The sequence below is a fragment of the Auraticoccus monumenti genome, assembly GCF_900101785.1.
Classification (GTDB): Bacteria; Actinomycetota; Actinomycetes; order Propionibacteriales; family Propionibacteriaceae; genus Auraticoccus; species Auraticoccus monumenti.
This window is the reverse complement of sequence record NZ_LT629688.1, coordinates 1331077-1352666: the sequence shown is the minus strand read 5'-3', so window position 1 is coordinate 1352666 and position 21590 is coordinate 1331077. Positions and strand designations below refer to the sequence as shown.

The 21590-nt window shown below is 73.3% G+C and carries 21 protein-coding genes; 9 read left to right on the top strand and 12 right to left on the bottom strand.

Annotated features, from left to right (window positions below; genetic code table 11):
• Positions 1-32 precede the first annotated feature (32 nt).
• Positions 33-776 carry a hypothetical protein gene (locus tag BLT52_RS20750; RefSeq protein ID WP_157677000.1) on the bottom strand — a complete coding sequence of 248 codons (744 nt, stop codon included), beginning with the start codon at positions 774-776 and terminating at the stop codon, positions 33-35.
• Between the two features lie 202 nt (positions 777-978).
• Entirely contained in the window at positions 979-1953 is a 975-nt protein-coding gene (locus BLT52_RS06180) for a glycosyltransferase (protein ID WP_090596373.1), read from the bottom strand.
• Between the two features lie 356 nt (positions 1954-2309).
• On the opposite strand from BLT52_RS06180, the gene deoC reads away from it, so the two are divergent.
• On the top strand, positions 2310-2996 hold the full coding sequence (gene deoC, locus BLT52_RS06170; RefSeq protein WP_197679220.1) for a deoxyribose-phosphate aldolase: 687 nt from the start codon (positions 2310-2312) through the stop codon (positions 2994-2996).
• A gap of 42 nt (positions 2997-3038) precedes the next feature.
• Positions 3039-3920: an SDR family NAD(P)-dependent oxidoreductase gene (locus BLT52_RS06165; protein WP_090591612.1), complete on the top strand. Its 882-nt coding sequence runs from the start codon at positions 3039-3041 to the stop codon at positions 3918-3920.
• A 2-nt stretch (positions 3921-3922) separates the two neighbouring features.
• Here BLT52_RS06165 and BLT52_RS06160 read toward each other — a convergent pair whose 3' ends face one another.
• The 5 genes from BLT52_RS06160 to BLT52_RS21185 form a co-directional block, all read right to left on the bottom strand.
• The gene (locus BLT52_RS06160; RefSeq protein WP_090591609.1) at positions 3923-4831 is read right to left on the bottom strand and encodes a phenylalanine 4-monooxygenase; all 909 of its coding nucleotides are present in this window, start codon (positions 4829-4831) and stop codon (positions 3923-3925) included.
• Between the two features lie 193 nt (positions 4832-5024).
• On the bottom strand, positions 5025-5954 hold the full coding sequence (locus tag BLT52_RS06155; RefSeq protein ID WP_090591608.1) for an ABC transporter substrate-binding protein: 930 nt from the start codon (positions 5952-5954) through the stop codon (positions 5025-5027).
• Between the two features lie 117 nt (positions 5955-6071).
• The gene (locus BLT52_RS06150) at positions 6072-6776 is read right to left on the bottom strand and encodes an ABC transporter permease subunit (RefSeq protein ID WP_090591605.1); all 705 of its coding nucleotides are present in this window, start codon (positions 6774-6776) and stop codon (positions 6072-6074) included.
• Positions 6773-7429, bottom strand: a complete 657-nt coding sequence (locus BLT52_RS06145; RefSeq protein ID WP_090591604.1) for an ABC transporter permease — start codon at positions 7427-7429, stop codon at positions 6773-6775. Before BLT52_RS06145 ends, BLT52_RS06150 begins: the two co-directional genes overlap by 4 nt.
• Complete coding sequence (locus BLT52_RS21185; RefSeq protein ID WP_197679219.1) at positions 7429-9282, bottom strand: ATP-binding cassette domain-containing protein; 1854 nt, start codon at positions 9280-9282, stop codon at positions 7429-7431. Before BLT52_RS21185 ends, BLT52_RS06145 begins: the two co-directional genes overlap by 1 nt.
• A gap of 239 nt (positions 9283-9521) precedes the next feature.
• On the opposite strand from BLT52_RS21185, the gene BLT52_RS06135 reads away from it, so the two are divergent.
• Both BLT52_RS06135 and BLT52_RS06130 read left to right on the top strand, forming a co-directional pair.
• Positions 9522-10268, top strand: a complete 747-nt coding sequence (locus tag BLT52_RS06135; RefSeq protein WP_090591601.1) for an SCO2322 family protein — start codon at positions 9522-9524, stop codon at positions 10266-10268.
• A 73-nt stretch (positions 10269-10341) separates the two neighbouring features.
• Positions 10342-12522: a (Fe-S)-binding protein gene (locus tag BLT52_RS06130; RefSeq protein WP_090591598.1), complete on the top strand. Its 2181-nt coding sequence runs from the start codon at positions 10342-10344 to the stop codon at positions 12520-12522.
• Between the two features lie 72 nt (positions 12523-12594).
• Here BLT52_RS06130 and BLT52_RS06125 read toward each other — a convergent pair whose 3' ends face one another.
• Positions 12595-12909, bottom strand: a complete 315-nt coding sequence (locus tag BLT52_RS06125) for a hypothetical protein (protein WP_090591596.1) — start codon at positions 12907-12909, stop codon at positions 12595-12597.
• A 281-nt stretch (positions 12910-13190) separates the two neighbouring features.
• On the opposite strand from BLT52_RS06125, the gene BLT52_RS06120 reads away from it, so the two are divergent.
• The 5 genes from BLT52_RS06120 to BLT52_RS06100 all read left to right on the top strand — a co-directional run bounded on the left by BLT52_RS06120 (position 13191) and on the right by BLT52_RS06100 (position 18215).
• On the top strand, positions 13191-15290 hold the full coding sequence (locus tag BLT52_RS06120; RefSeq protein ID WP_231946610.1) for a carbon starvation CstA family protein: 2100 nt from the start codon (positions 13191-13193) through the stop codon (positions 15288-15290).
• A complete protein-coding gene (locus BLT52_RS06115) occupies positions 15290-15490 on the top strand; it encodes a CstA-like transporter-associated (seleno)protein (RefSeq protein ID WP_090591590.1) in 201 nt (66 codons plus the stop codon). Before BLT52_RS06120 ends, BLT52_RS06115 begins: the two co-directional genes overlap by 1 nt.
• A gap of 88 nt (positions 15491-15578) precedes the next feature.
• Complete coding sequence (locus tag BLT52_RS06110) at positions 15579-16109, top strand: DUF1697 domain-containing protein (protein ID WP_090591589.1); 531 nt, start codon at positions 15579-15581, stop codon at positions 16107-16109.
• Positions 16110-16184: 75 nt separating this feature from the next.
• The gene (locus BLT52_RS06105) at positions 16185-16919 is read left to right on the top strand and encodes a toxin-antitoxin system HicB family antitoxin (RefSeq protein WP_090591586.1); all 735 of its coding nucleotides are present in this window, start codon (positions 16185-16187) and stop codon (positions 16917-16919) included.
• Between the two features lie 138 nt (positions 16920-17057).
• On the top strand, positions 17058-18215 hold the full coding sequence (locus BLT52_RS06100) for a hypothetical protein (RefSeq protein WP_157676999.1): 1158 nt from the start codon (positions 17058-17060) through the stop codon (positions 18213-18215).
• A gap of 166 nt (positions 18216-18381) precedes the next feature.
• Here the strand turns inward: BLT52_RS06100 and BLT52_RS06095 are convergent, their stop codons facing one another.
• From BLT52_RS06095 to dcd, 4 genes are read right to left on the bottom strand one after another with little or no spacing between them, the layout of a single operon-like run.
• Complete coding sequence (locus BLT52_RS06095; protein WP_090591582.1) at positions 18382-20052, bottom strand: hypothetical protein; 1671 nt, start codon at positions 20050-20052, stop codon at positions 18382-18384.
• Positions 20052-20396, bottom strand: coding sequence for a hypothetical protein (locus tag BLT52_RS06090; protein WP_090591580.1), 345 nt, complete (start codon positions 20394-20396; stop codon positions 20052-20054). Before BLT52_RS06090 ends, BLT52_RS06095 begins: the two co-directional genes overlap by 1 nt.
• Positions 20393-20962, bottom strand: coding sequence for a hypothetical protein (locus BLT52_RS06085; protein ID WP_090591578.1), 570 nt, complete (start codon positions 20960-20962; stop codon positions 20393-20395). The genes BLT52_RS06090 and BLT52_RS06085 overlap by 4 nt, the downstream gene beginning before the upstream one ends.
• A 48-nt stretch (positions 20963-21010) precedes the next feature.
• A complete protein-coding gene (gene dcd / locus BLT52_RS06080) occupies positions 21011-21586 on the bottom strand; it encodes a dCTP deaminase (protein WP_090591576.1) in 576 nt (191 codons plus the stop codon).
• Positions 21587-21590 lie beyond the last annotated feature (4 nt).

The window sequence follows — 21590 nt, the reverse complement described above, 5'->3', positions numbered from 1 at the left end:
GACGCTTCCTCTTCTCGGTTCATGGTGGGCTCTCAGGCTGCTTCGGCGGTGATGAGCACCGTGGAAGCGTCAGCGGAATGGGTGACGAGCAGGGTGAAGGGGTCTTCCTCCGCACCGGGCGAGACCCGGAACACGTAGGTGCCTCGCGCGGTCCCGTCGGGGGCGACGACGCCCTCGAGGGGTGCGTAGGGAGCTCCGGTACCGGGGTCCCCGGCACGGTCGTCGGCGTCGACCAGCCGGACGACCGCGGAGCCGAGGTCGAGCTCCTCGGCGCTGTTGTTCTCGAGCTCGACGACGGCGACGACGCTGATACCCGACGTCTCGCCGGGACCGACGGCCTCGACGGTCTCGATGCGCGCCTCCTGGAGACGGATGGTGATGCCGTCCTCGAGCTCGGCCTCACCGTCCTCGGCGGGCTCGGTGGGCGCCGGCTCCCGGGCCTCCACCACGTCGTCGACGGTCCCCGCAGGGACGGTCTCGCTGGTGGGTGCCGGGACGGGAGCGGTCGACGCCGTCCCGGGCGTCTCGGGCTCGGCGTCCGGTGACGCCTCCTCCTCGTCCGGCGCTGGGTCAGCCGACCCGGGTGCTGACGGTGACGCCGACGGCGAGGCCGCCGAGGACGGCGAGCCGGATGATGGCGTGGTGACGGTCGGCTGCGTCGTGGGTCGAGGCGTCGCATCGAGCGAGCGTCCCGGCTGGACGACGAGCAGGGTGATGACCAGCAGCGCGACGACGGCGCATGCGGGCAGGCCGAACTTGATGAAAGAGCGTGACACGTTTCCCCCGAAGACCGGGCCCGCCCACGGTCTACGTCCCCCCGACGCGTGACTCGCAGAATGGGCTGCCTCGATCTGCTGGATCAGTATGCATCGGCCCCGGGGGCGCTACAAGCAAAACGGAAGAACCTGCGGATAACCTGTTCGTCTGCTGAGCCTGCGACGTCGAACCGTGGTGCTGAGCCTCCTGGGACCGGCGGGTTCAGGCCAAGGCCGCCAGGAACGCCTCACGGTGCTGACGGCCGGCCGTGTCCCACTCCCTGCCGGTGAGATCGGGGCGGTCGGCCGAGGAGAGCCGCAGCGCTGCCGTGACCCTGATGAGGTCCTCGGACGACAGCTCCCCCTCGTAGCAGTGCACCCAGCCGTCTCCCACCTCGACCGCGAGATCCCGGTTGACGTCGTTGTCGGGGACGAGCACCGGTCGGTCGAGCGACAGGGCAGCGAGGACCGTCCCGGAGTTGTGCATGTGCCGGTACGGCAGCACCACCAGCTCGCTGCCGGTGATCGCCTCGACCAGGTCCGGGTCGTCGAGGAACCGCAGGTCCAGGGTGATGCGCCGGTCGTCCCCCGCCGAGGACCGCACCTCGGAGGCGAGCTGGGCGGTCGAGGGCCGACCGGCGATGTGCAGGCTGAGCCGCGGGTCGTGGACCGAGCTGAAGGCGGCGATGAGATGCTCCACGCCCTTGTACCGCCTGACCAGACCCACGTACGCCAGCCGCCCGGGCACCGGCTCCCGGTGCGGCATCCCCTCGAACCAGTCCCGGTAGTGACCGTGCGGGATGGTGGAGGCCCGTTGCCAGCGTTCGACGGGCGTGCGGTCGTTGAGGCGGATCACGACGCGGGTGAGCCGGTCCAGCCGGTCCAGCAGCCAGTGGTCGACCCGGGCGATGCCCTCCGGCCGGTGCAGGTTGTGCTTGGTGCGGACGACCACGCTCCGGGTCAGGTGCAGACGGAGCACCAGGGCGGCGACCAGCAGTCGACGCGACCAGCGCCTGACGGGTCGTCGGCTCTCGACGAGGATCTCGGGCCAGTGGAGGTGGAGGACGTCGTAGCGTCCGAGCAGCGCGGCCCGGAAGGAGAAGAACCGCAGAGTCACGTCCGGTGTCGACTCCAGGGCCCGGCACAGCTGCACCATGTAGGGGTTCGTGGTCGGCCTGACCACGCGCAACGACTCCATCACCGTGATCCCGGGGCTGCGGCCGCGCCTCACCTGCCCGCGTCGACGTGGGCGCGACCTCACCGTGCCGCCTGCCGGCCTGCGGGCACCCGCGCGCCGCCGTGCCGGTACCGGCAGGACGACCGCCGGGTCGCCTGGTCGGCTGCTGGCTTCCGGGGACTGGTGGACGTCCTCATCATGCTCCTCCTCATGCTGCACTGCTTCGACGTCGACCGTCCGCAGCCGACGGAGGACGTCGACGAGGCGGCGATCGGCCGGTCCGCGGTGTGGCCACACCCTGCCACGTCAGGGAGCGCCGGCACCACAGGTGCCGACTCCCGTCGGCCGGTTGCCTTTCCCACCGCCCCACGGCCAGAGTGACCTGCATGACGCTCACACCGGCGCAGCTGGCGCTGCTCGTGGACCACACCCTGCTCAAGCCCGAGGCCACTAGCGCCCAGGTCCGTGCGCTGGCCTCCGAGGCGCAGCAGCTGGGCGTCTTCGCCATCTGCGTGTCGCCGTCGCTGGTCGCAGAGGTCGGGGACACCGGATCGGTGGCGAAGGCCACGGTCTGCGGCTTCCCCTCGGGCAAGCACACCTCCGCGGTCAAGGCGGCCGAGGCGTCCCAGGCGGTCGCCGAGGGTGCGACCGAGGTGGACATGGTCATCGACCTCGGCCGGCTCCTCAGCGGCGACGTGGCGGCCGTCCGCGCAGACATCGACGCCGTGCGGTCGGCGATGCCGGACGCGGCCCTGCTCAAGGTCATCATCGAGTCCGCCGCCCTGGACGACGAGCAGGTGGTCGCCGCGTGCGAAGCGGCTGAGCAGGCCGGCGCGCAGTTCGTCAAGACCTCGACCGGCTTCCACCCCGCCGGCGGGGCCTCGGTGCACGCCGTCCGCCTGATGGCGCAGACGGTCGGCGGCCGACTGGGCGTGAAGGCCTCGGGTGGCATCCGCACCTGGTCCGACGCCGTCGCCCTGGTGGAGGCAGGGGCCACCCGGCTGGGTCTGTCCGGGACGCGCGCGGTGCTCGAGGGGGGCTCGGCGACGTCCGGGGGCTACTGACCCGCACGCCACCCAGGGCCGCGGTTCACTAGGCTCTGCCCCATGAGCCCCAGCCGTTCCGTCCTCATCACCGGCTGCGCCGACGGCCTCGGGCTGCGGATCGCCGTGACCGCCGCCGCGGCGGGGTGGCAGGTCTTCGCGACCATGCGCGACCCGTCCCGCTCAGGTGCCCTGCGCGCAGAGCTCGCCACCATCGGCCGCGACGCGACCGTGCTCCAGCTGGACCCCGAGGACGACGCCTCGATCGAGCGGGCCGTCGGGCTGACCCTCAAGGCCACCGGCGACCGGCTGGACGCGGTGGTCAACGTCCCTGGAGACACCCCGCTCGGCTTCTTCGAGGACCTCACCACCGCCCAAGTCCGCCACACCCTCGACGGGATGCTGTTCGGCGCGATGGCCGTCACCCGGGTGGTGCTGCCCCACCTGCGCCGACGCCGGCAGGGACGCATCGTCAACATCAGCTCCTCCGCCGCGCTGACCCCCTCCCCCGCCCTGTCCGCGCTGGCCGCAGCGACCTGGGCGCTGGAGGGCTGGTCGGAGGCGCTGGCGCTGGAGGTGGCCCCCTTCGGGCTGGACGTCGTCGTGCTGCAGCCGAGCCTGGAGCGGACGCTGGTCGGCGGCACCCAGATGCGACCGACGAGCGCCTACCGGACCCTGGTCGACCGCGCCGAGCCGCGGCTGCGGGGCATCGCCCGGCACGAGGGCACGGTCGAGCAGGAGGTCGCCGACGCGGCCGTCCAGGCGATCAGCACCAGCTCGCCCAGGCTGCGGGTCCCGGTGGGTCGCCAGGCCCGCTCGGCGACCTGGCGCCGCCGTCTGCTGCCCTTCCGCGAGGTGGTCGACGCCGCGGCGAAGGCCAGCGGGCTGACCGAGGAGGCCCCGGAGTCCGGTGCGGACCGGAAGTGGCGTCGCAGGGTCGGCTGACCTCAGACCCCGGCGCGCTGCCCCGCGAGCCCCCGGGCGTGCAGCTCGGCGGCCGAGTCGTCGTCGACCCTGCTGAAGAAGGTGCCCACCACGTCGTCCAGGTGGTCCAGGGACTCAGCGGCGAAGAGGACCGGCTGGTAGGCCGTGATGTCGTAGTTGAGGGTGCCCATGTCGGCGAGGTCGAGCGGCCGGATCTCCATCCGGGCGAACTCGTCCAGTTCCCCGGAGCTGGAGAGGATGCCGGCCCCGTAGGCCTTCGGCTCCCCGTCCTCGCGGATGACCCCGAACTCCAGGGTGAACCAGAACACGTCCGCGACCAGCTGCACCGCCTCGTCCGTGCCGAGACGCCGGACGGCCTCGCCGGCGGCGTGGGTCAGGGCGGCGAACCGTGGGCTGGCCAGCTGGTTGGCGTGCCCCAGGACCTCGTGGATGATGTCCGGCTCAGGGGTGTAGAGCGGCCGGGAGGGGTGGCGCAGGTACTGGGTGGAGTGGAACTCGCGGTCGGCCAGGGACCCGTAGAACTCGCGCAGCCCGACCAGACCGGGGGCACAGACGTAGCGGAACCCGGTCAGCGGCTGGAGCCGGGCCGTCACCTCGGCCAGCTGCGGGACGCGGTCGCGGGGCAGACCGAGCCGCTCCTTCGCCGCCAGGTACTCCGCGCTGGCGTGCTCGTGGTGCCGCTCCTCCAGCTCGGCCGAGACCACCTGCCAGACGCGGTGCTCGTCCTCGCTGTACTCGATCGTGGGGACGGGGTCGCCGGGCCGGTGCTGGAGGGCCACCTCGGCGATGGCGTTGCGCCGGCGGCGGTAGTCCGGGTCGCTGAACCCAGGATGGTTCTCGGCCAGGTGCACCTGCACGGCACCGTCCTCGTCCCGGCTGACCGGGGAGTAGAGCTGCCCTTCCTCGAACACCGTCGTCCTCCTCCCGCCGACCCTGGGGTCCGCGTCGCTCCTCCCTCCCACAGCAGCAGAGCGGGGCGACGCCGCCAAGGTGCCGCCCGCGGCGCTGGTCACCGCGCGCAACGGGCCGGGACGCGCCACGACCCGCGCTGAACAAGGTGTCCAGCGCGGGTCGCGGGTGCTGCCGGTCAGCCGGCGGCGACGCTCAGGCCAGACCCTTCGAGGCCAGCCACTCCCCCGCGACGTCCTCCGGGCTCTGACGGTCCGCGTCGACCTGCTTGTTCAGCGCGGTGAGGTCCTCGGTGGTGAGGGCCGCGGAGACGGCGTCCAGGGCCTCCACCGCCGCCGGGTCCTCGGCGACGGCCGGGGCCATCAGCGGGACCACGTTCTGCGGCAGGATCATGCCCTCGGGGTCCTCCAGCTGCACGTAGCCGTTGTCGGCGATCGCGGCCTCGGTGGTGAAGAAGGTGGCCACCTGGATCTTGCCGTCGTTGAGGTCCTTGATCTTGACCGCGGGCGCGTTGTAGGCCTTGAACTCCTTGAACTCCGCGCCGTACACCTCAGCCAGCCCGGGCGGGCCGTAGGACCGCTCGGCCAGCTCGCCGGGCCCACCCAGCACGGAGTCGGCCGACACCTTGCTCAGGTCGGCCAGGGAGGTGACGCCGTTGGCCTCGGAGAACTCCCCGGTGACGACGTAGACGTCCTGGTCAGCGGCCTCGGACGGGGTGCCCAGCACGAGCTCCTCCGAGGTCAGCGTCTCCTGCAGGGCGCTCTCGATCTCCTCCGCGGTGGAGGCGGGGGAGTTGGCGTCGAAGTAGAGCAGCAGGTTGCCGGTGTACTCCGGCACCACCGAGACCGAGCCGTCCTGCAGCGCGGTCAGGTAGACCTCACGGGCACCGATGTTGGGCTGGGTGCGGGCGTTGACGCCCTTGGCCACCATGGCCTGGGCGTAGAGCTCGCCGAGCACCTGGGACTCGGTGAAGTTGGCCGAGCCGACGACGACCTCGGTCTCGTTGCCGCCACCGCCCTCGGCGGACTCGGAGGGGTCGGCGGCCAGCGGGTCGGAGCCGCCGCCGCAGGCGACCAGCGTCAGGGCCGCGGCCAGCAGCGCGGCCGTCAGTCCGGTCTTCTTCATGGGAGGTGCTCCTCGGGTGCGTCGGTGGTCACTGGGTGGTCCAGGTGCGGATGCGCGACCTGCCGGCCACCCCGCCTCTGACCGACCAACACCGCGGACGCCCGCGGTGTTCCCGGTTCAGCTACGGGTCTGCTCGAGCGCATCGAGCTCGCTCCGGTCGCCACGGCGGACCCGACGTGACCGGCGGCGCAGCCACCAGCCGAGACCGCCGAGCAGCAGGTCGATCACGATCGCCATCAGGGCCACCAGCAGGGCCCCGGCGAACATCTGCGGGTAGCCGCCGGGGCCGAGCCCCTGGCCGTCCACCACGAACCGCCCGAGACCACCGGCCGCGGCCAGCGCGGCGACGGTGGCGGTGGCCACCACCTGCAGCGAGGCGTTCCGCAGCCCGGAGATGATCAGCGGCAGGGCCAGCGGCAGCTCGACGCCGCGCACCAGCTGCCAGGGCGTCATCCCCAGCGCCCGTCCGGCGTGCACCGCGGAGGCGTCGGCGCCCCTCACCCCGGCCGCGGTGTTGACCAGGATCGGCGGCACGGCCAGCACGGCCAGGGCCAGCACCACCGGGAGCTGCCCGGTACCGAGGAGGGTGACGACCAGCACCAGCAGCCCGAGGGTCGGGATGGCGCGGGCGGCGTTGCTGACCCCGCTCACCACGGCGTCGCCGCGGCGGGTGTGGCCGACGACGACCCCCACCGGCACGGCGACCACCGCCGCCAGCAGGACCGCAGCCACGCTGTACCCGAGGTGCTCACCCAGCCGCACCCAGATGCCGCCGGAGCCACTCCAGCTGTTGGGGTCGAGGAGGTAGGAGAAGGCGTTCACGTGGCGGCCCCCCGGTTCCAGGGCAGCACCAGCCGCTGCACCAGCAGGATCACGGCGTCGAAGACCAGGGCCAGCATCACGATCAGCACGATGCCGACGATGATCGGGGTGTAGAAGCCCTGCCTGAAGCCGAGGTCGAAGAGCTGGCCGAGGGCGCCCATGCCGATGACGGCGCCGACGCTGACCAGCGCGATGTTGGAGATGGTGGCCACCCGCAGGCCGGCGAAGACCACGGGCATGGCCAGCGGCAGCTCGACGGTCAGGACCCGCCGCAGGCGGCCCATGCCCATGGCGTCCGCGGCCTGGGTGACGTCGGTGGGGACCGAGCGGAACCCGTCGACCACGCCCCGGACCAGCAGCGCGATGGTGTAGATGGTGAGTGCGGCGACGATGTTGATCGGGTCGAGGATGCGGGTGCCGATCAGCAGCGGCAGGGTGACGAACAGCGCCAGGGAGGGGATGGAGTAGACGACCCCGGCCACGGCCAGCAGCGGCCCGGCGGCCGCCCGGGTCCGGGAGACCGCGTACCCCAGGGGGATGGAGACCACCAGCGCGATCAGCACCGGGGTGAGGGCCAGCAGCAGGTGCAGCCCGAGCAGCCCGAGGATGTCCTCACCGTCGGAGAGGTTGCGGCCGACCCAGTCCAGGTCCATCAGTGATCACCCAGGGTCCGGCGCAGGTCCTGCTCCTGGGCAGGCACGTCGGCGTCCTGCGAGCCGCCGTCCGCCCGGGCGGAGGGACCGGACCCCGGCTCGCCGGAGGACCCTCCCGGTCGGCTCGTCGTGCCGAGGGGGTCGACCGAGGGAGGACCCACGACGTCACCGACGGTGGGGGCACCGGGACCGGCCGGGACGTCGGTGGGCGCGGGGTCGCGCACGTCGCCGTCCGGAGCCTGCTCGTCGGCGGGGCCGGCGGGCTCGTCACCCCGCGGACCCTGCTCTCCCTCGCCAGGACCGTGCTCGCCGGTCGCCGAGGCCTCCTCGTCGCTGGGGTCGCGAGGCTGGCTGCCCCCCGCGGGGTCCTCGCCCCCGGGAGCGTGCTCGCCACGGTCCGCACCCGCGCCGACCGGACCGGTGCCGGGCTGGTCGTCCGGGACCGACGCCTCGGCCGCCGCCGCGGCATCGCGCTCGTCCTCGTCCTCGCCCTCGTCCAGCGGCACCATGGCCTCGTCGACCGAGCGCGGGTGGTCCACCAGGAGGGCGGGGTTGGTCGCCTCCGGCGACCTGTCCTGCTCTACCTCGGACGTCATCGCGGGCGCGGCCGGCTGCTCCGCCGGGTCCGTCGACCCGTCCCCCATTCCCTCAGGGTCGCGGGTGCTCCCGGTGCCGGACCCGTTCGTGGTATCCGTCCCGCTGACCGCGTCACCCCCGTCGACGTCCGCCTGGGGGCTGGCCGCGTCAGCGTCCTCCGCACCCGCGTCCGGACCGGTCGGCGTGTGCTCGTCGGCCACCGCGATCCGGCGCTGCCGCACCGCCTCCAGCGCGTCGGCGGCGCTGACCACACCAGCCAGCCGTCCGCTGGGCTGGACGGCGACCGCCTGTCCGACCGGGGAGGACAGGGCGGCGTCCACCACCGCCCGGAGGCTGTCGCGGTCGGGACGGAAGGTGGCACCCAGCGGGATCAGCACGCCCGGGCGGGACGCGTCGGCCCACCCCTGCGGACGGCCGTCGCCGTCGACCACCACGGCCGCCGACCCGGAGCCGGCGTTGGCCGCCGAGCGCACCGAGCGCACCCGGGACACCCGCAGTCCGGAGGCGGTGGCGAAGCTGAGCGCCCGGTAGCCGCGGTCCTTGCCCACGAAGCCCTCGACGAACTCGTCGGCGGGGCGGTCCAGGATCTCGTCGGGGGTGCCGCTCTGCGCGATCCGCCCACCCACCCGCATGATGACCACCTGGTCGCCCATCAGCATGGCCTCGTCGATGTCGTGGGTGATCATCACGATGGTCTTGCCCAGGTCGCGCTGCAGCCCCTTCACCAGCTCCTGCAGGTCGGCCCGGACCACGGGGTCGACGGCGGAGAACGGCTCGTCCATCAGCAGCAGCACCGGGTCGGCGGCGAGCGCGCGGGCCACCCCGACGCGCTGCTGCTGACCACCGCTGAGCTGGGCGGGGAAGCGGTGCGCCAGCGAGCGGTCCAGCCCGACCCGCCCGAGCAGCTCGATCGCCCGGGACCGGCTCTTGGCCCGGCTCCAGCCGAGGAGCGTCGGGACGGTGCAGATGTTGTCCAGCACCGTGCGGTGCGGGAAGAGCCCGCCGTTCTGGATGACGTAGCCCATCTGGCGGCGGAGGGTGGTGCGGCGCAGCGTGGTCAACGGCTGGCCGTCCCAGCTGATCGTGCCCGTGGTGGGCTCGATCATGCGGTTGATCATCCGCAGCATGGTGGTCTTGCCGCAGCCCGACGGCCCCACCACGATCGAGATCTCGTCCGAGGGCAGCACCAGGTCGAGGTCGGACACGGCACGCGTGCCGTCCCGGTAGGTCTTGCTGACGGACTCGAAAGTGATCACGCCTCAACCATCCTCAGGTGCCTCGCCGCCGGTCGATGACGACGACACGACCCTAGACCAGGCTCCCGACAGTTCCCGGAGGTCGCCCGGCCGCGCCGGGCGCGGGAGCTGTCGGTGCCGCCTGGATAGGCTGCCGCGGACCGAGGCAGGACACACGGACGGACGACGACCAGCACGGGGCGACGCGGCCGCGCGCCCGGTCGACCGCACCGCCCGACAGCACAGAGAAGAGCACACCGATGGCCCGACCCGCCCCCTCCCCGACCACCTCCCGCGCCCCGCTGCGCCTGGCCGCGGTGGTGCTGGCCGCCCTGGTCGGCTTGGCCGGGCTGGCGCCGAGCGCCTCGGCCGAGACGGCCTACCGCTACTGGGCCTACTTCACCGGCGAGGGCACCACCTGGACGGCGGCCATGACCGGTCCGGCCGACGTCGTCCCGGCGGAGGGCTCGGTGCAGGCGATGCGGTTCGCGGTGCACGGCACGGCCGCCCGCGAGCCCCGCACCGCCCCCGACTTCGCCACCGTGTGCGCGGGGACGGAGCCCAGCGCCGACGGTGCCCGCGTCGCCGTGCTGGTGGACCCGGGCGTGGCCGAGGACGCCCCCGAGGGCGGCGCCGGCCCGGGCAGCCCCACCGCCACCTGCGTGCTGGCGGGCCCGGGCGACACCGCCAAGGACGTGATCGCCGCGGTCGCCGAGCTGCGGGAGGGCGACGGCGGGCTGATCTGCGCGGTCGGCGGCTACCCCGCCACGGGGTGCGGCGACGAGGCCCCCGGTAGCGACCGGGCGGCCGACGAGCCGGTGCAGTTCGAGGTCACCGCCCCGGTCGGGTTCCCGGCCGACGCCGGCACCAGCGCTCCCCCGGCCGACACCGCACCGGGCCAGGACCAGGGCAGCCGGGCCCCCGCGATCGCGGTCACGGTGGCCGCCCTCCTCCTGGTCGCCGGAGCCGTGGTGGTGGCCTCCCGGCGCCGCCGGGGCCGCGCCTGAGGGCCGACCCCTTCCGGCGCGACGGCCGCTAAGTTACCCTCCAGTAACAACGAGGTGATCCGGAGGAGGACCGATGAGGACAGCCGCGGTGGTGGTCGCGCTGGCGGTCACCGTGGTGGGGGTGGCGCTGTTCGCGCGTGCGGTGGGCCGGATCGTCGGCGTCCTCCGCACCGGTGGGCCCACCCTCGGCCGCACCGACCGTCCCGGGCAGCGCTGGCGCACCCTCCTGGTGGAGTCGCTGGGTCACACCCGGATGCTGCAGTGGAGCACGGTCGGCGTGGCCCACTGGTTCGTCTTCGTGGCGTTCGGCGCCCTGTTCCTCACCCTGCTCACCGCCTACGGCCAGCTCTTCGACCCCGAGTTCGCCCTGCCGGTCATCGGGCACTGGGTGGTCTACGAGTGGGCCAGCGAGCTGATCGCCTGGCTGGGGCTGCTGGGCATCGTCTACCTCTCGGTGCTGCGCGTGCTGTCGCGCCGTCACGGCCGCGGCTCGCGGTTCTTCGGCTCGGCGAACTGGCAGGGCGTCTACGTCGAGCTGACCATCCTGGGGATCGTCGCCTGCGTGCTGGCGCTGCGGGCGATGGAGTACCAGCTGGTCGGCGGCCGGCTGCACTTCCCGCTGACCTTCTTCCTGCTCCCCGACGGCCTCCCCCGCGCCGGGCTGGAGACCGCGGTGGTGCTGGTCGCGGCGCTCAAGATCATCATCTCGATGGCCTGGTTCTGCGTGATCGGGCTCAACACGACCATGGGCGTGGCCTGGCACCGCTTCACCGCCTGGCCCAACATCTGGTTCAAGCGCGAGGCCGACGGGTCACCCGCGCTCGGCGCGATGGCGCCCCTGGTCTCCCGGGGGAAGGCCGTCGACCTGACCGAGGTCGAGGACCTCGACGACGTCACCCTCGGCGTCGGGGCGGTGGAGGACTTCTCCTGGAAGGGTCTGCTGGACTTCACCTCCTGCACCGAGTGCGGGCGCTGCCAGAGCCAGTGCCCGGCCTGGAACACCGACAAGCCGCTGAGCCCCAAGCTGGTGGTGACGGCGCTGCGCGACCACGCTCACGCCAAGGCCCCGTACCTGCAGGCGGCCGAGGAGGCCCGCGGCGACCTGCCGGTCGCGGTCCAGGAGGAGGCGCGCCGGCCCCTGGTCGGACCCATCCAGGTCGGCGACGACGGCCACGCCGGGATCATCGACCCCGACGTGCTCTGGTCCTGCACCAGCTGCGGCGCCTGCGTCCAGCAGTGCCCGGTGGACATCGAGCACGTCGACCACATCATGGACATGCGCCGCTTCCAGGTGATGGTGTCCGAGGAGTTCCCCAGCGAGCTCAACGGGCTGTTCAAGGGCCTGGAGAGCAAGGGGAACCCCTGGAACCTCAACCCCCGCGGGCGGCTGGACTGGACCAAGGACCTCCCCTTCCCGGTGCCCGTGGTCGGCAAGGACGTCGACGACCTCAGTGAGGTGGAGTACCTGTTCTGGGTGGGCTGCGCCGGCGCCTTCGAGGACCGGGCGAAGAAGACGACCCAGGCGGTGGCCGAGCTGCTGAACACGGCCGGCGTCGGGTTCGCGATCCTGGGCAAGGGCGAGACCTGCACCGGTGACCCGGCTCGCCGGGCCGGCAACGAGTTCGTCTTCCAGCAGCTGGCCGCGGAGAACGCCGAGACCCTCCGCGAGGCCGGGGCCGCCAAGGTGGTCACCACCTGCGCGCACTGCCTGAACACCCTCAGGAACGAGTACCCGCAGGTCGGGGTCGAGCTGGAGGTCGTGCACCACACCCAGCTGCTCAACCGGCTGGTGCGCGACGGCCGGCTGACCCCGGTCGCGACTCCCGAGGGGTCGCTGGCCGGCCGGTCGATCACGTACCACGACCCCTGCTTCATCGGCCGACACAACGGCGTCTACGACCCTCCCCGGGAGCTGCTCCAGGTGCTGCCCGGTGCCACCGTCACCGAGATGCCGCGCCACCGCGAGACCTCGTTCTGCTGCGGTGCCGGCGGGGCGCGGATGTGGATGGAGGAGAAGCTGGGCAGCCGGATCAACGTCAACCGCACCCAGGAGGCGCTGGCCACCGGGGCCACCACCATCGCCACCGGGTGCCCCTTCTGCCGGGTGATGCTGTCGGACGGGGTCGCCGCCGTCGAGCAGGACGCCGGCCGCTCCGACGGCGTCGAGGTGCTGGACGTCGCCCAGCTGCTGCTGGAGTCCGTGCGCCGGGGGCAGGCCTCCGACGCCTCACCCACGGAGCCGTCAGGATCCTGATCGCGAGGGAGCCGCGGCTCCGCCACCTTCGGCACCTCGGAGCCCGCGAGCCACGGCCCGGGGACCCGCCGCTCAGGTGAGGGTGGCGCCGCTCAGGTAGACGAGGCGGTAGGTCAGCTCGGGCCGGGAGGCGGGGAACAGCAGCAGCGACGCGGCGTAGGGCGCCTCCTCCCCCGTCACGTGGACGCTGACGTGCACCGGCCGGTCGGCGGGGATCTCGAAGACCACCGCGGGCCAGGTCACCACGTAGGGACGTCCGTCGACCCCCACCACGTAAGCCCCTGCCCGCCCGGAGAGCGGGGCCTCGAAGCGGAGGAGCAGGTGGCGCTTCTCCCCCGCGTGGACCTCGACGTAGGGGATCGGCGGCGGGGGCGTCTGCTGGTTCACCCCGCCAGTGTGCCGGTCGGCCGGGTCGACGGCGCCGACAGCGAAACCGACCCCGCCGAGGGGGTGCGTCGGGGCTGAAGAAGGCATAGGTTCCTCGCGTCCACGTGGTCCAACGAAGGAGTTCGGACGTGTCGCCCAGCCAGAGCACGACCGGAGAGGCCCGCCCGCTCCCCCCTGCCGCCATCGACGCCGAGACGCAGGAGCGCGAGCAGCGTCGGTGGACGCCGAAGAAGATCATCGGCTGGGGCCTGGTGGCCCTGCTGGGAGCCGTGGCCTGGACCATGATCGCCCTGGTCCGTGGGGAGACGATCAACGCGATCTGGTTCGTCTTCGCCGCCGTCTGCACCTACCTCATCGCCTACCGCTTCTACACCAAGGTGATCGAGCGCCACGTCACCCGGCCCGACGACACCCGCGCCACCCCGGCCGAGTACAACGAGAACGGCCAGGACTTCATGCCCACCGACCGTCGGGTGCTCTTCGGGCACCACTTCGCGGCGATCGCGGGGGCCGGTCCGCTGGTCGGGCCCGTGCTGGCCGCGCAGATGGGCTACCTGCCCGGCACGATCTGGATCATCGTCGGCGTGGTGCTGGCCGGCGCCGTCCAGGACTACCTGGTGCTGTTCTTCTCGATGCGGCGCAAGGGCCGCTCGCTGGGCCAGATGGCCCGCGACGAGCTGGGCCGGGTGGGTGGCACCGCCGCGATCCTGGCCACCCTGCTCATCATGCTGATCATCGTGGCCATCCTGGCCCTGGTCGTGGTCAACGCCCTCGGCGAGAGCCCGTGGGGCGTGTTCAGCGTCGGCATGACGCTGCCCATCGCCCTGTTCATGGGCGTCTACCTGCGCTTCCTCCGCCCGGGCAGGGTCACCGAGATCTCCGTCATCGGCTTCGTGCTGCTGATGGCGGCCATCATCGCCGGCTCCTGGGTCTCCGAGCACCCGGTGCTGTCAGAGGTGTTCACCCTCGAGCGCACGACCATCGCGCTGCTCATCATCGTCTACGGGTTCGTGGCGGCGGTGCTGCCGGTGTGGCTGCTGCTGGCCCCGCGCGACTACCTGTCCACGTTCATGAAGATCGGCACCATCGTGATGCTGGCGCTGGCCATCGTCATCGTGCGGCCGGTGCTCAACGCCCCGGCCCTCAGCGAGTTCGCCGGGGGCGACACCGGGCCGGTGTGGTCGGGCTCGCTCTTCCCCTTCCTGTTCGTGACCATCGCCTGCGGTGCGCTGTCGGGCTTCCACGCGCTGATCGCCTCCGGCACCACGCCGAAGCTGATCGAGAAGGAGCGCCAGACCCGCCTCATCGGCTACGGCGGCATGCTGATGGAGTCCTTCGTCGCGATCATGGCCCTGGTGGCCGCGTTGAGCATCGACCGCGGCATCTACTTCGCCATGAACGCCTCCGCCGCCGCCACGCTGGGGACGCCGGAGGGTGCGGCGGCCTTCGTCAACGGGCTCGGCCTCACCGGGGTCAACCTGACCCCGGAGGTGCTCACCCAGACCGCGGAGTCGGTGGGCGAGGAGTCGATCATCTCCCGCACCGGCGGGGCCCCCACGCTGGCGCTCGGGCTGGCGATGATCATGCAGCAGCTCACCTCCAGCGGTCTGACCGCGTTCTGGTACCACTTCGCGATCATGTTCGAGGCGCTGTTCATCCTCACCGCGGTGGACGCCGGCACCCGCGTGGCCCGCTTCCAGCTGCAGGAGTCGCTGGGCAACGTCGTCCCCCGGTTCAAGGACACCTCCTGGCGCCTCGGGTCATGGGTGTGCACCGCGGCGATGGTGGCGGGCTGGGGCGCCATCCTGTTCCTCGGCGTCACCGACCCCCTCGGCGGCATCAACACCTTCTTCCCGCTGTTCGGCATCTCCAACCAGCTGCTGGCCGCCATCGCGCTGGCCATCTGCATGGCCATCGCGGCCAAGGGCGGGGTGCGGAGGTGGTTGTGGGTGCCGGCGCTGCCGCTGGCCTTCGCCGCCGTGGTCACCATCACCGGCTCGCTGTACAAGATCTTCTCGCCCAACCCCGCCGTGGGCTACTGGGCGCAGAACAGCCTGTTCCGTGACGCGCTGGCCGCCGGGAGGACCAGCCAGGGCACGGCCACCTCGGTCGAGGCCATGCAGGCGGTCGTCCGCAACACCACCGTGCAGGGGACGCTGTCGGTCGTGTTCCTGGTGCTGGCGGTCATCGTGATCGCCGCCTCGGTGCTCTCGGTGGTCAGGACCGTGCGGGGCACCGGGCTGCCGAGCTCGGAGGAGCCGCCCACCCCCTCGCAGATGTTCGCCCCGGCCGGCTTCGTGCCCACCCCGGCGGAGAAGGAGCTGCAGGCCCGCTGGGACGAGGTGCCCGAGCGCCCGGGCACGCTGACCCGGAGCCACTGATGGACGTCCTCACCGGGCGGCTGCGCTCGGGCTGGTCCGGGCTGCGCTGGTTCCTCCGCGGGGTGCTGGGCGGGTCGGCCTACGACGGCTACCTCGCCTGGCACGCCCGTCACGGGCACGGCGCGCCGATGGGCCCGGCGGAGTACTGGCGCTCGCGCACCGACCACCAGGAGGCGCACCCGGAGGGCCGCTGCTGCTGAGCCACCACTCAGCGGTGCCGATCCGGCACGGCGGCTGACCCGACCCGCGTGGACCGAGCGCGGGAGGTGCTCCGGCAGGATGTGCTGCATGGGTGCACGTCGGGTGGTGCTGCTGAGGGCGGTCAACGTGGGCGGCGCCTCGTTGCCGATGGCCGAGCTGCGGGCCCTGGCCACGTCGCTGGGCGCGGAGGACGTCGCCACCCACATCGCCTCGGGGAACCTGCTGTGCACCCCGCCCGGTGACCCCGACGTCTTCGACCGGGCGCTGGAGCAGGCCGTCCAGGAGCGCTTCGGCTTCTTCCGCGAGGCCATCTCGCGGACGCCGGAGCAGCTCCGCGCCGCCCTGGACGCGCACCCCTTCGAGGTCGTCGACGCCCGGTTCTCCTACGTGCTCTTCCTGCTGCACCCACCCGAGCCGGCCGCCGTGACCGCGGCGCAGGAGGTCGACACCGGGCCGGAGCTCTGGCAGCTCGTCGGGCAGGACGTCCACCTCCGCTACGCCGAGGGCGCCGGCCGCGCCCACCCCGGGCTGGACAAGGCCCTGCGCCGGCTCCGCACCCCGGCCACCGCCCGCAACCTCAACACCGTACGAAAGCTGGTCGCGCTGACGGGCAGCTGAGCCGATCTATCGCGTGACGCCATACTGACGTCACAGATACTTGTGATGACGTCAACGTGAGGTCATACTGGAGTCATGAACATCGACAAGCACCTCGAGTCGGTCCGCGACGGCGTCCAGCACGCCGCCGCCCTGGCCGACGACCGCACCCGTCAGGTGGCGGAGCAGCTGGGCACCGCGCTGGAGCCCACCATCCGCCTCACCCTCGTCCAGGCCCTCGCCGAGGCCGCGACCGAGATCAGCGCCCGCACCTCCCCCACCACCGTCGCGCTGCGGCTCGACGGCGACCAGCCCGTCTTCGACGTCACCGTCCCCGACGTCACCTCCGCCGCCGACGACGGGCTGGGCGGCACCGAGGACGAGCTGGACCCCGACGAGGCCCAGCTCGGGCTGGACAGCGACGACGACGCCACCGCCCGGGTCAGCCTCCGCATCCCCCAGTCCCTCAAGGACCGGGTGGACCAGGTCGCGGCCGCGCAGGGCGTGTCCACCAACGTCTGGATCACCCAGGCCCTGACCCGCGTCGTGATCCGCCAGACCTGGCGGGGTCCGGGCGGACGAGGGCGGGGCTTCGGCCCCCAGGCCGACGAGCGCGACCCCGGAGAGCTCCCCGTGCCCCCGTTCGGTCCGGAGGGCGACCTGCCACCGGGCTGGCCCTTCGGTCCCCGGGGGCACCGCGGTCCGCGGGGTCGCGGCCGGGGTGGTCGTCGCGGCGGCCCGGGTGACCTCGGTGGCGCCCCGGGCGAGCGGCCGGGTCCGGGTGCCCACCGTCGGGGTCCTGCGGAAGAGCCGGGTCCCAGCGAGGGCTGACGGGAAGCCCGCGGTGCCCGAGGGCTGCACGGCCGACTGGTCGTGGGAGGCTGCGGTCTCATCACGGGAGGGCGGTGGATGCCAGGAGGTCATGGTCGGGAGGACCTGCGTCGCGGCGCGGCGGAGGTGGCACCGGTCGTGCGCCCCCCGCACCCGTGGCTGCCCCTGACCGTCGGCGCCGCGACCGCTCTGCTCGTCGTGCTGCGGGTCGCCACGAGGCCCGAGCTGTTCGACCGAGTCTGGGCCGAGGACGGGGCGGTGTTCCTCCACGACGCCCAGCAGGCCGGGGCGGTCTCGATCGGCATGGAGTACGCCGGGTACGGCCACCTGGTCCCCCGGCTGCTCGCTCTCGGGGCCTCCGCCCTGCCCATGGCGACCGTCCCGGTGTACGTCGTGGTGGCGGTCGCCCTCACCCTCGGCCTGCTGGCCTGGTTCGCCGCGGCGGCCGCTGGCTCCCTGACGGGTTCCCGTCTGGCCATGGTCGTCGCCGGCACCTCCTTCGCCCTGGCCCCGGCACTCCACGACGAGGTGATCGGGAACCTGGCGAACCTGCAGTGGTTCCTGCTGGCCGCGGCCTCCTGGGCACTGAGCACGTCCGCGTCCCGGCTGCGGTGGGGCGCGGCGCTGGTGGCCGGGCTCGCAGCGGCCACCACCCCCCTGGTGGCTCTGCTCCTGCCTGCGGCACTCCTCCTGCACGGGCAACGCCTGCTCCGGCTGCCCGCCGCCTGGGGGGCCGCCGTCGGCCTGGCCTGGCAGCTCGCCGTCATGACCCTCGGGTCCAGCAGCCGGCGTGAGCCGCCCGCGCGTCTCGGCGAGATCCGCAGCCCGTGGTCCTCCCTGCTGGACCACGTCGACGGCTCACCCGGCGACAGCCTGCTGGCCGTGACGCTCCTCACCTCGCTCCTGATCACGGTGGGCGTGGCGCTGGTCAGGCACCGTGACTCCCGCCGGCTCCAGCTCTCCCTCCTGCTGTCGGTGGCGGTGCTGGGCGTGTTCATGACCGTGTACTCCGGTCGGCTGCACGGGCGCTACGTCGCCGCCCTGCTCCTGCTGGCCCTGGTGGCCGTCTCCTGCGCGCTGCCCCGCCTGTCGCGTCCGCTCACGGCTCTCCTGAGCATCCCCCTGCTGTGCGCGGTGGTCCTGGCCTTCCCGCCGTCGGACTACCGGGCCGAGGGGCCCTCCTGGCGCCTGGAGCTCGAGTCGGTCGCCGTCTCCTGCCGTGCGGGCGATCCGCCGCCACCCATCCAGCTGAGCCCGGCTGGCTGGGGCAGCATGCCCGCCAGGTGCGAGCCCTGAGAGGCCACCCGGGAGGCTGTGGGCCACGGCTCCACCGGCCCACCTCCCTTTGCCAGGCAGAAGCGGTCGCTCAGCGGACGTCTCCGACGCATGCTCCGGCGGTGTCTGCTGAGGGACCGGTTGCGCTCCACCGGTCACGCGGGAACCAGTGCCGCAGCCGTCCCGCTCAGACCACGCCCTCGGCGTCGGGGACCTGCACCCCGTAGTCCTCCTCGTAGCTCTCCTCGACGTTGTCCAGCTGGTGCCCGCCGATGCCGTCGGACTGCAGGGTGCCGTCCCCGTACTCGATCGGTGCCCCGACCGCGTCGTGGACGTGCTGGCTGCCGGGGATGCCCTCCTGGGCGCGGGTGAGGATGTCGTCCCCGGTGCGGTAGGCCCGCACCTGCCCGTCGGAGGCCTGCTGCAGCAGCGCCTCGGACGTGGTGCCGTTCGCCCGGGCGATGTAGTCCACCGTGGCGTCGGAGACACCGGCGGCGTTGTAGGTGATGGCCGCGTTGCCCGAGGCCAGGCTGGCGATCGAGGCAAGCCGCCCACCCAGGGAGTGGCCGGTGTAGACCACGTCGTCCCCGCCCGGGGAGGCGTTGATCGCCTCCGCGACCGCCAGCGCCTGCTCGGTCTGCGGGGAGAGCGTGCCGGCCCCGACCGCGTCCTCCACGACGTCCGGACCCGCCCCGCCCGGACCGACGGTGGTGCCGCCGAAGGCGACCACCGGACCGTCCGGGCCCATGAACACCTCCACCACCACCCCGTTGTCGTCGGTGAGGCGTCCGTCGACGAAGCCCATCCCGTCCAGCCCCAGCGCGGCGAGCTCCTCGTCCGTGGCACGTGGGTAGCCCGGGATCTCGTCGTCGCTGCCGACCACGCCGTTGATGCCGATCAGGTCGGCGTCCAGCCCGGTCTGGGGGGTGGTGCCCTGGGCGTCCAGGCCCTGCCCCTGGCTCGGGGCGTCGGCGGCATCGCCCGGGTCGGTGCCGGTGGTGAGGAGCGAGGACGCCCGGTCCATCCGGTTGGCCAGCCCGGTCATGGTGCCGATCAGCTCGGTCATCGGCTCGATCGCGTCGTCCACGAAGTCGTCGATGTCGCGCAGGTAGCCCGAGACGATGGCCCCGACCGCCGCCAGCCACATCTCCATGGCCCGGCGCAGCCCCTCGTCGAGCCCGCGCTGGAAGCCCTCGGCGGTGCCGTCCCAGATGGCCCCGACCCCGCCCCCGCTGAAGGCGTCACCGACGCCGTCGATGAAGCCGTCGACGGCGCCGCCGGCGGCGGCCCCGGCGATGGTCAGCACCCCGCCCACGATCGCCAGTCCCGCCGTGGCGATGGCGCTGAGGGCCTCCCGGCCCATCCGCCCCACCATCTCGCGGACCAGCTCGATCACCTCGGCCCGGGCCACGGCGACCCGGCCACCGAGGTCGAGGTGGGCGGCGGCGACCGCGTCGATGGAGGCGGCCGCGGCCAGCACGCACTCGGCCGAGGTGCTGAGCGTGGCCCGGCAGGCCTCGGCGGCCAGACCCTCCCAGCCCCCGAGCCCGCCGGTGGCGTCGTCGACCGTGGTGGCCTGCGCCCGCACCCGCTCAGCCACCCGGCGCAGCTGGTCGGCGTGGGCGCGGATGGCTCCGGCGTCCCCGGTCAGCGCCTCGATCACGGACTCACCCGGGACGATCCGGTCGACGATGGCGGTCAGGAAGACCCCCGGGAGGTCGGGCAGCGACTCCAGGACGTCGTAGGCCCCCTCGATCCCGTCGAGCAGGGCCTCGCCGAAGCCCTGGCTCTCGGGGGTGAGGAGCGCGGTGGCAGCGGCGATGTCGGCCTGGGTGACCACCGGGACGGCGGCGGGCATCAGACCGACACCCCTCGTCCGACCACCGCGGTGCCCGCCTCGAGGGCTCCGGAGACCTGCGCCCGGACCAGGTCCACCACCTGGTGCTCGGTGTCGCGGTAACCCCGGGCGGAGGCCTCGCAGCGCTCCGACAGCGACTGCCCGAGCGTCGTCAGGGCCTGGAGCAGGGTGGTGGTGCTCTCGGTGTTCGCCGGCTCGGCGTGCGCGGCCGCGCTGCCGACGAGGTCCCCGTACATGGCGGGGTCGGGCGCGCTGACCGAGAGCCCACCCAGACCGGCCGGGACGGCAGCCAGCGTGCTGGCGGCGCCGTCGAGCTGCGCGGGTTCGACGCGGAAGGTGCTCACGCCTCCTCCTCCTGCCGCAGGGCGCGGTCGAGGCGGTCGCGGCGCTCCTGCTCGGCGTGCTCCCAGGCGGCGGTGAGCCACCGGCCCAGCAGCTCCGGCCCGGCCCGCAGCGCGTCGGTGCCGGCCCGGGCGACCAGCAGCCGTCCGCGCCCGTCCAGCTCGACCTCGACGCCCTCCGCGCGACCCGTCACCACCCAGGTGGGCAGCTCGGCGGCCAGCACGGCCGCCCGCGCGGAGGACCCGCGGTCACCGCCGGCCGTCGGCACGGCGGCCCCGGGCGCGGCGAGCTCGGGACGTGCGGGCAGTGGCCGGACGGCCGCGCAGGCCTCCCGGTAGGCGGCCTGGACGGCGGCGGTGAAGGCGGTCGGGGTGGCGGTGAGGACCGCGCTGTCGACGTCGGCGTCGAGCAGCCGGCCGACGGCGTCGACGCGGAGCCGCAGCAGCGCACCTCCTCCCGTCCCACCGGCGGCGGCCAGCCGGGCACGGGCCTCGACGGCCTCCTGCTCCGCGCGGCGGGCGCCGTCGGCCAGGCCGCGACGCAGGGACTCGAGCACGTGGGGGGTCACACCCCGACGCTAGGGCCGCGGGAGGTCAGCACGGCCCCGGCGGCCGGTTCAGACCTGGGTGCGGTGGAAGCCCAGGTGCGAGCGGGACGCCGTCGGGCCCCGCTGGCCCTGGTAACGCGAGCCGTGGCCCTGGGAGCCGTAGGGCGCCTCGGCCGGGGAGGAGAGCCCGAAGAAGCAGAGCTGGCCGATCTTCATCCCGGGCCAGAGCTTGATCGGCAGGGTGGCGACGTTGGACAGCTCGAGGGTGACGTGGCCGGAGAACCCGGGGTCGATGAAGCCGGCGGTGCTGTGGGTGAGCAGACCAAGACGTCCCAGCGAGGACTTGCCCTCGAGCCGCGCGGCGACGTCGTCGGCCAGGGTGACGGTCTCGAAGGTGCTGCCCAGCACGAACTCCCCGGGGTGCAGGATGAACGGCTCGTCGCCCTCGGGCTCGACCGTCCGGGTCAGCTCCGGCTGGTCCTCGGCGGGGTCGATGTGGGGATAGCGGTGGTTCTCGAAGATGCGGAAGTACCGGTCGAGGCGGACGTCGACGCTGGAGGGCTGCACCATCTCCGGCGTCCACGGGTCCAGGGCGATCCGGTTCGCCTCGACGCCCGCACGGATGTCACGGTCAGACAGCAGCATGACC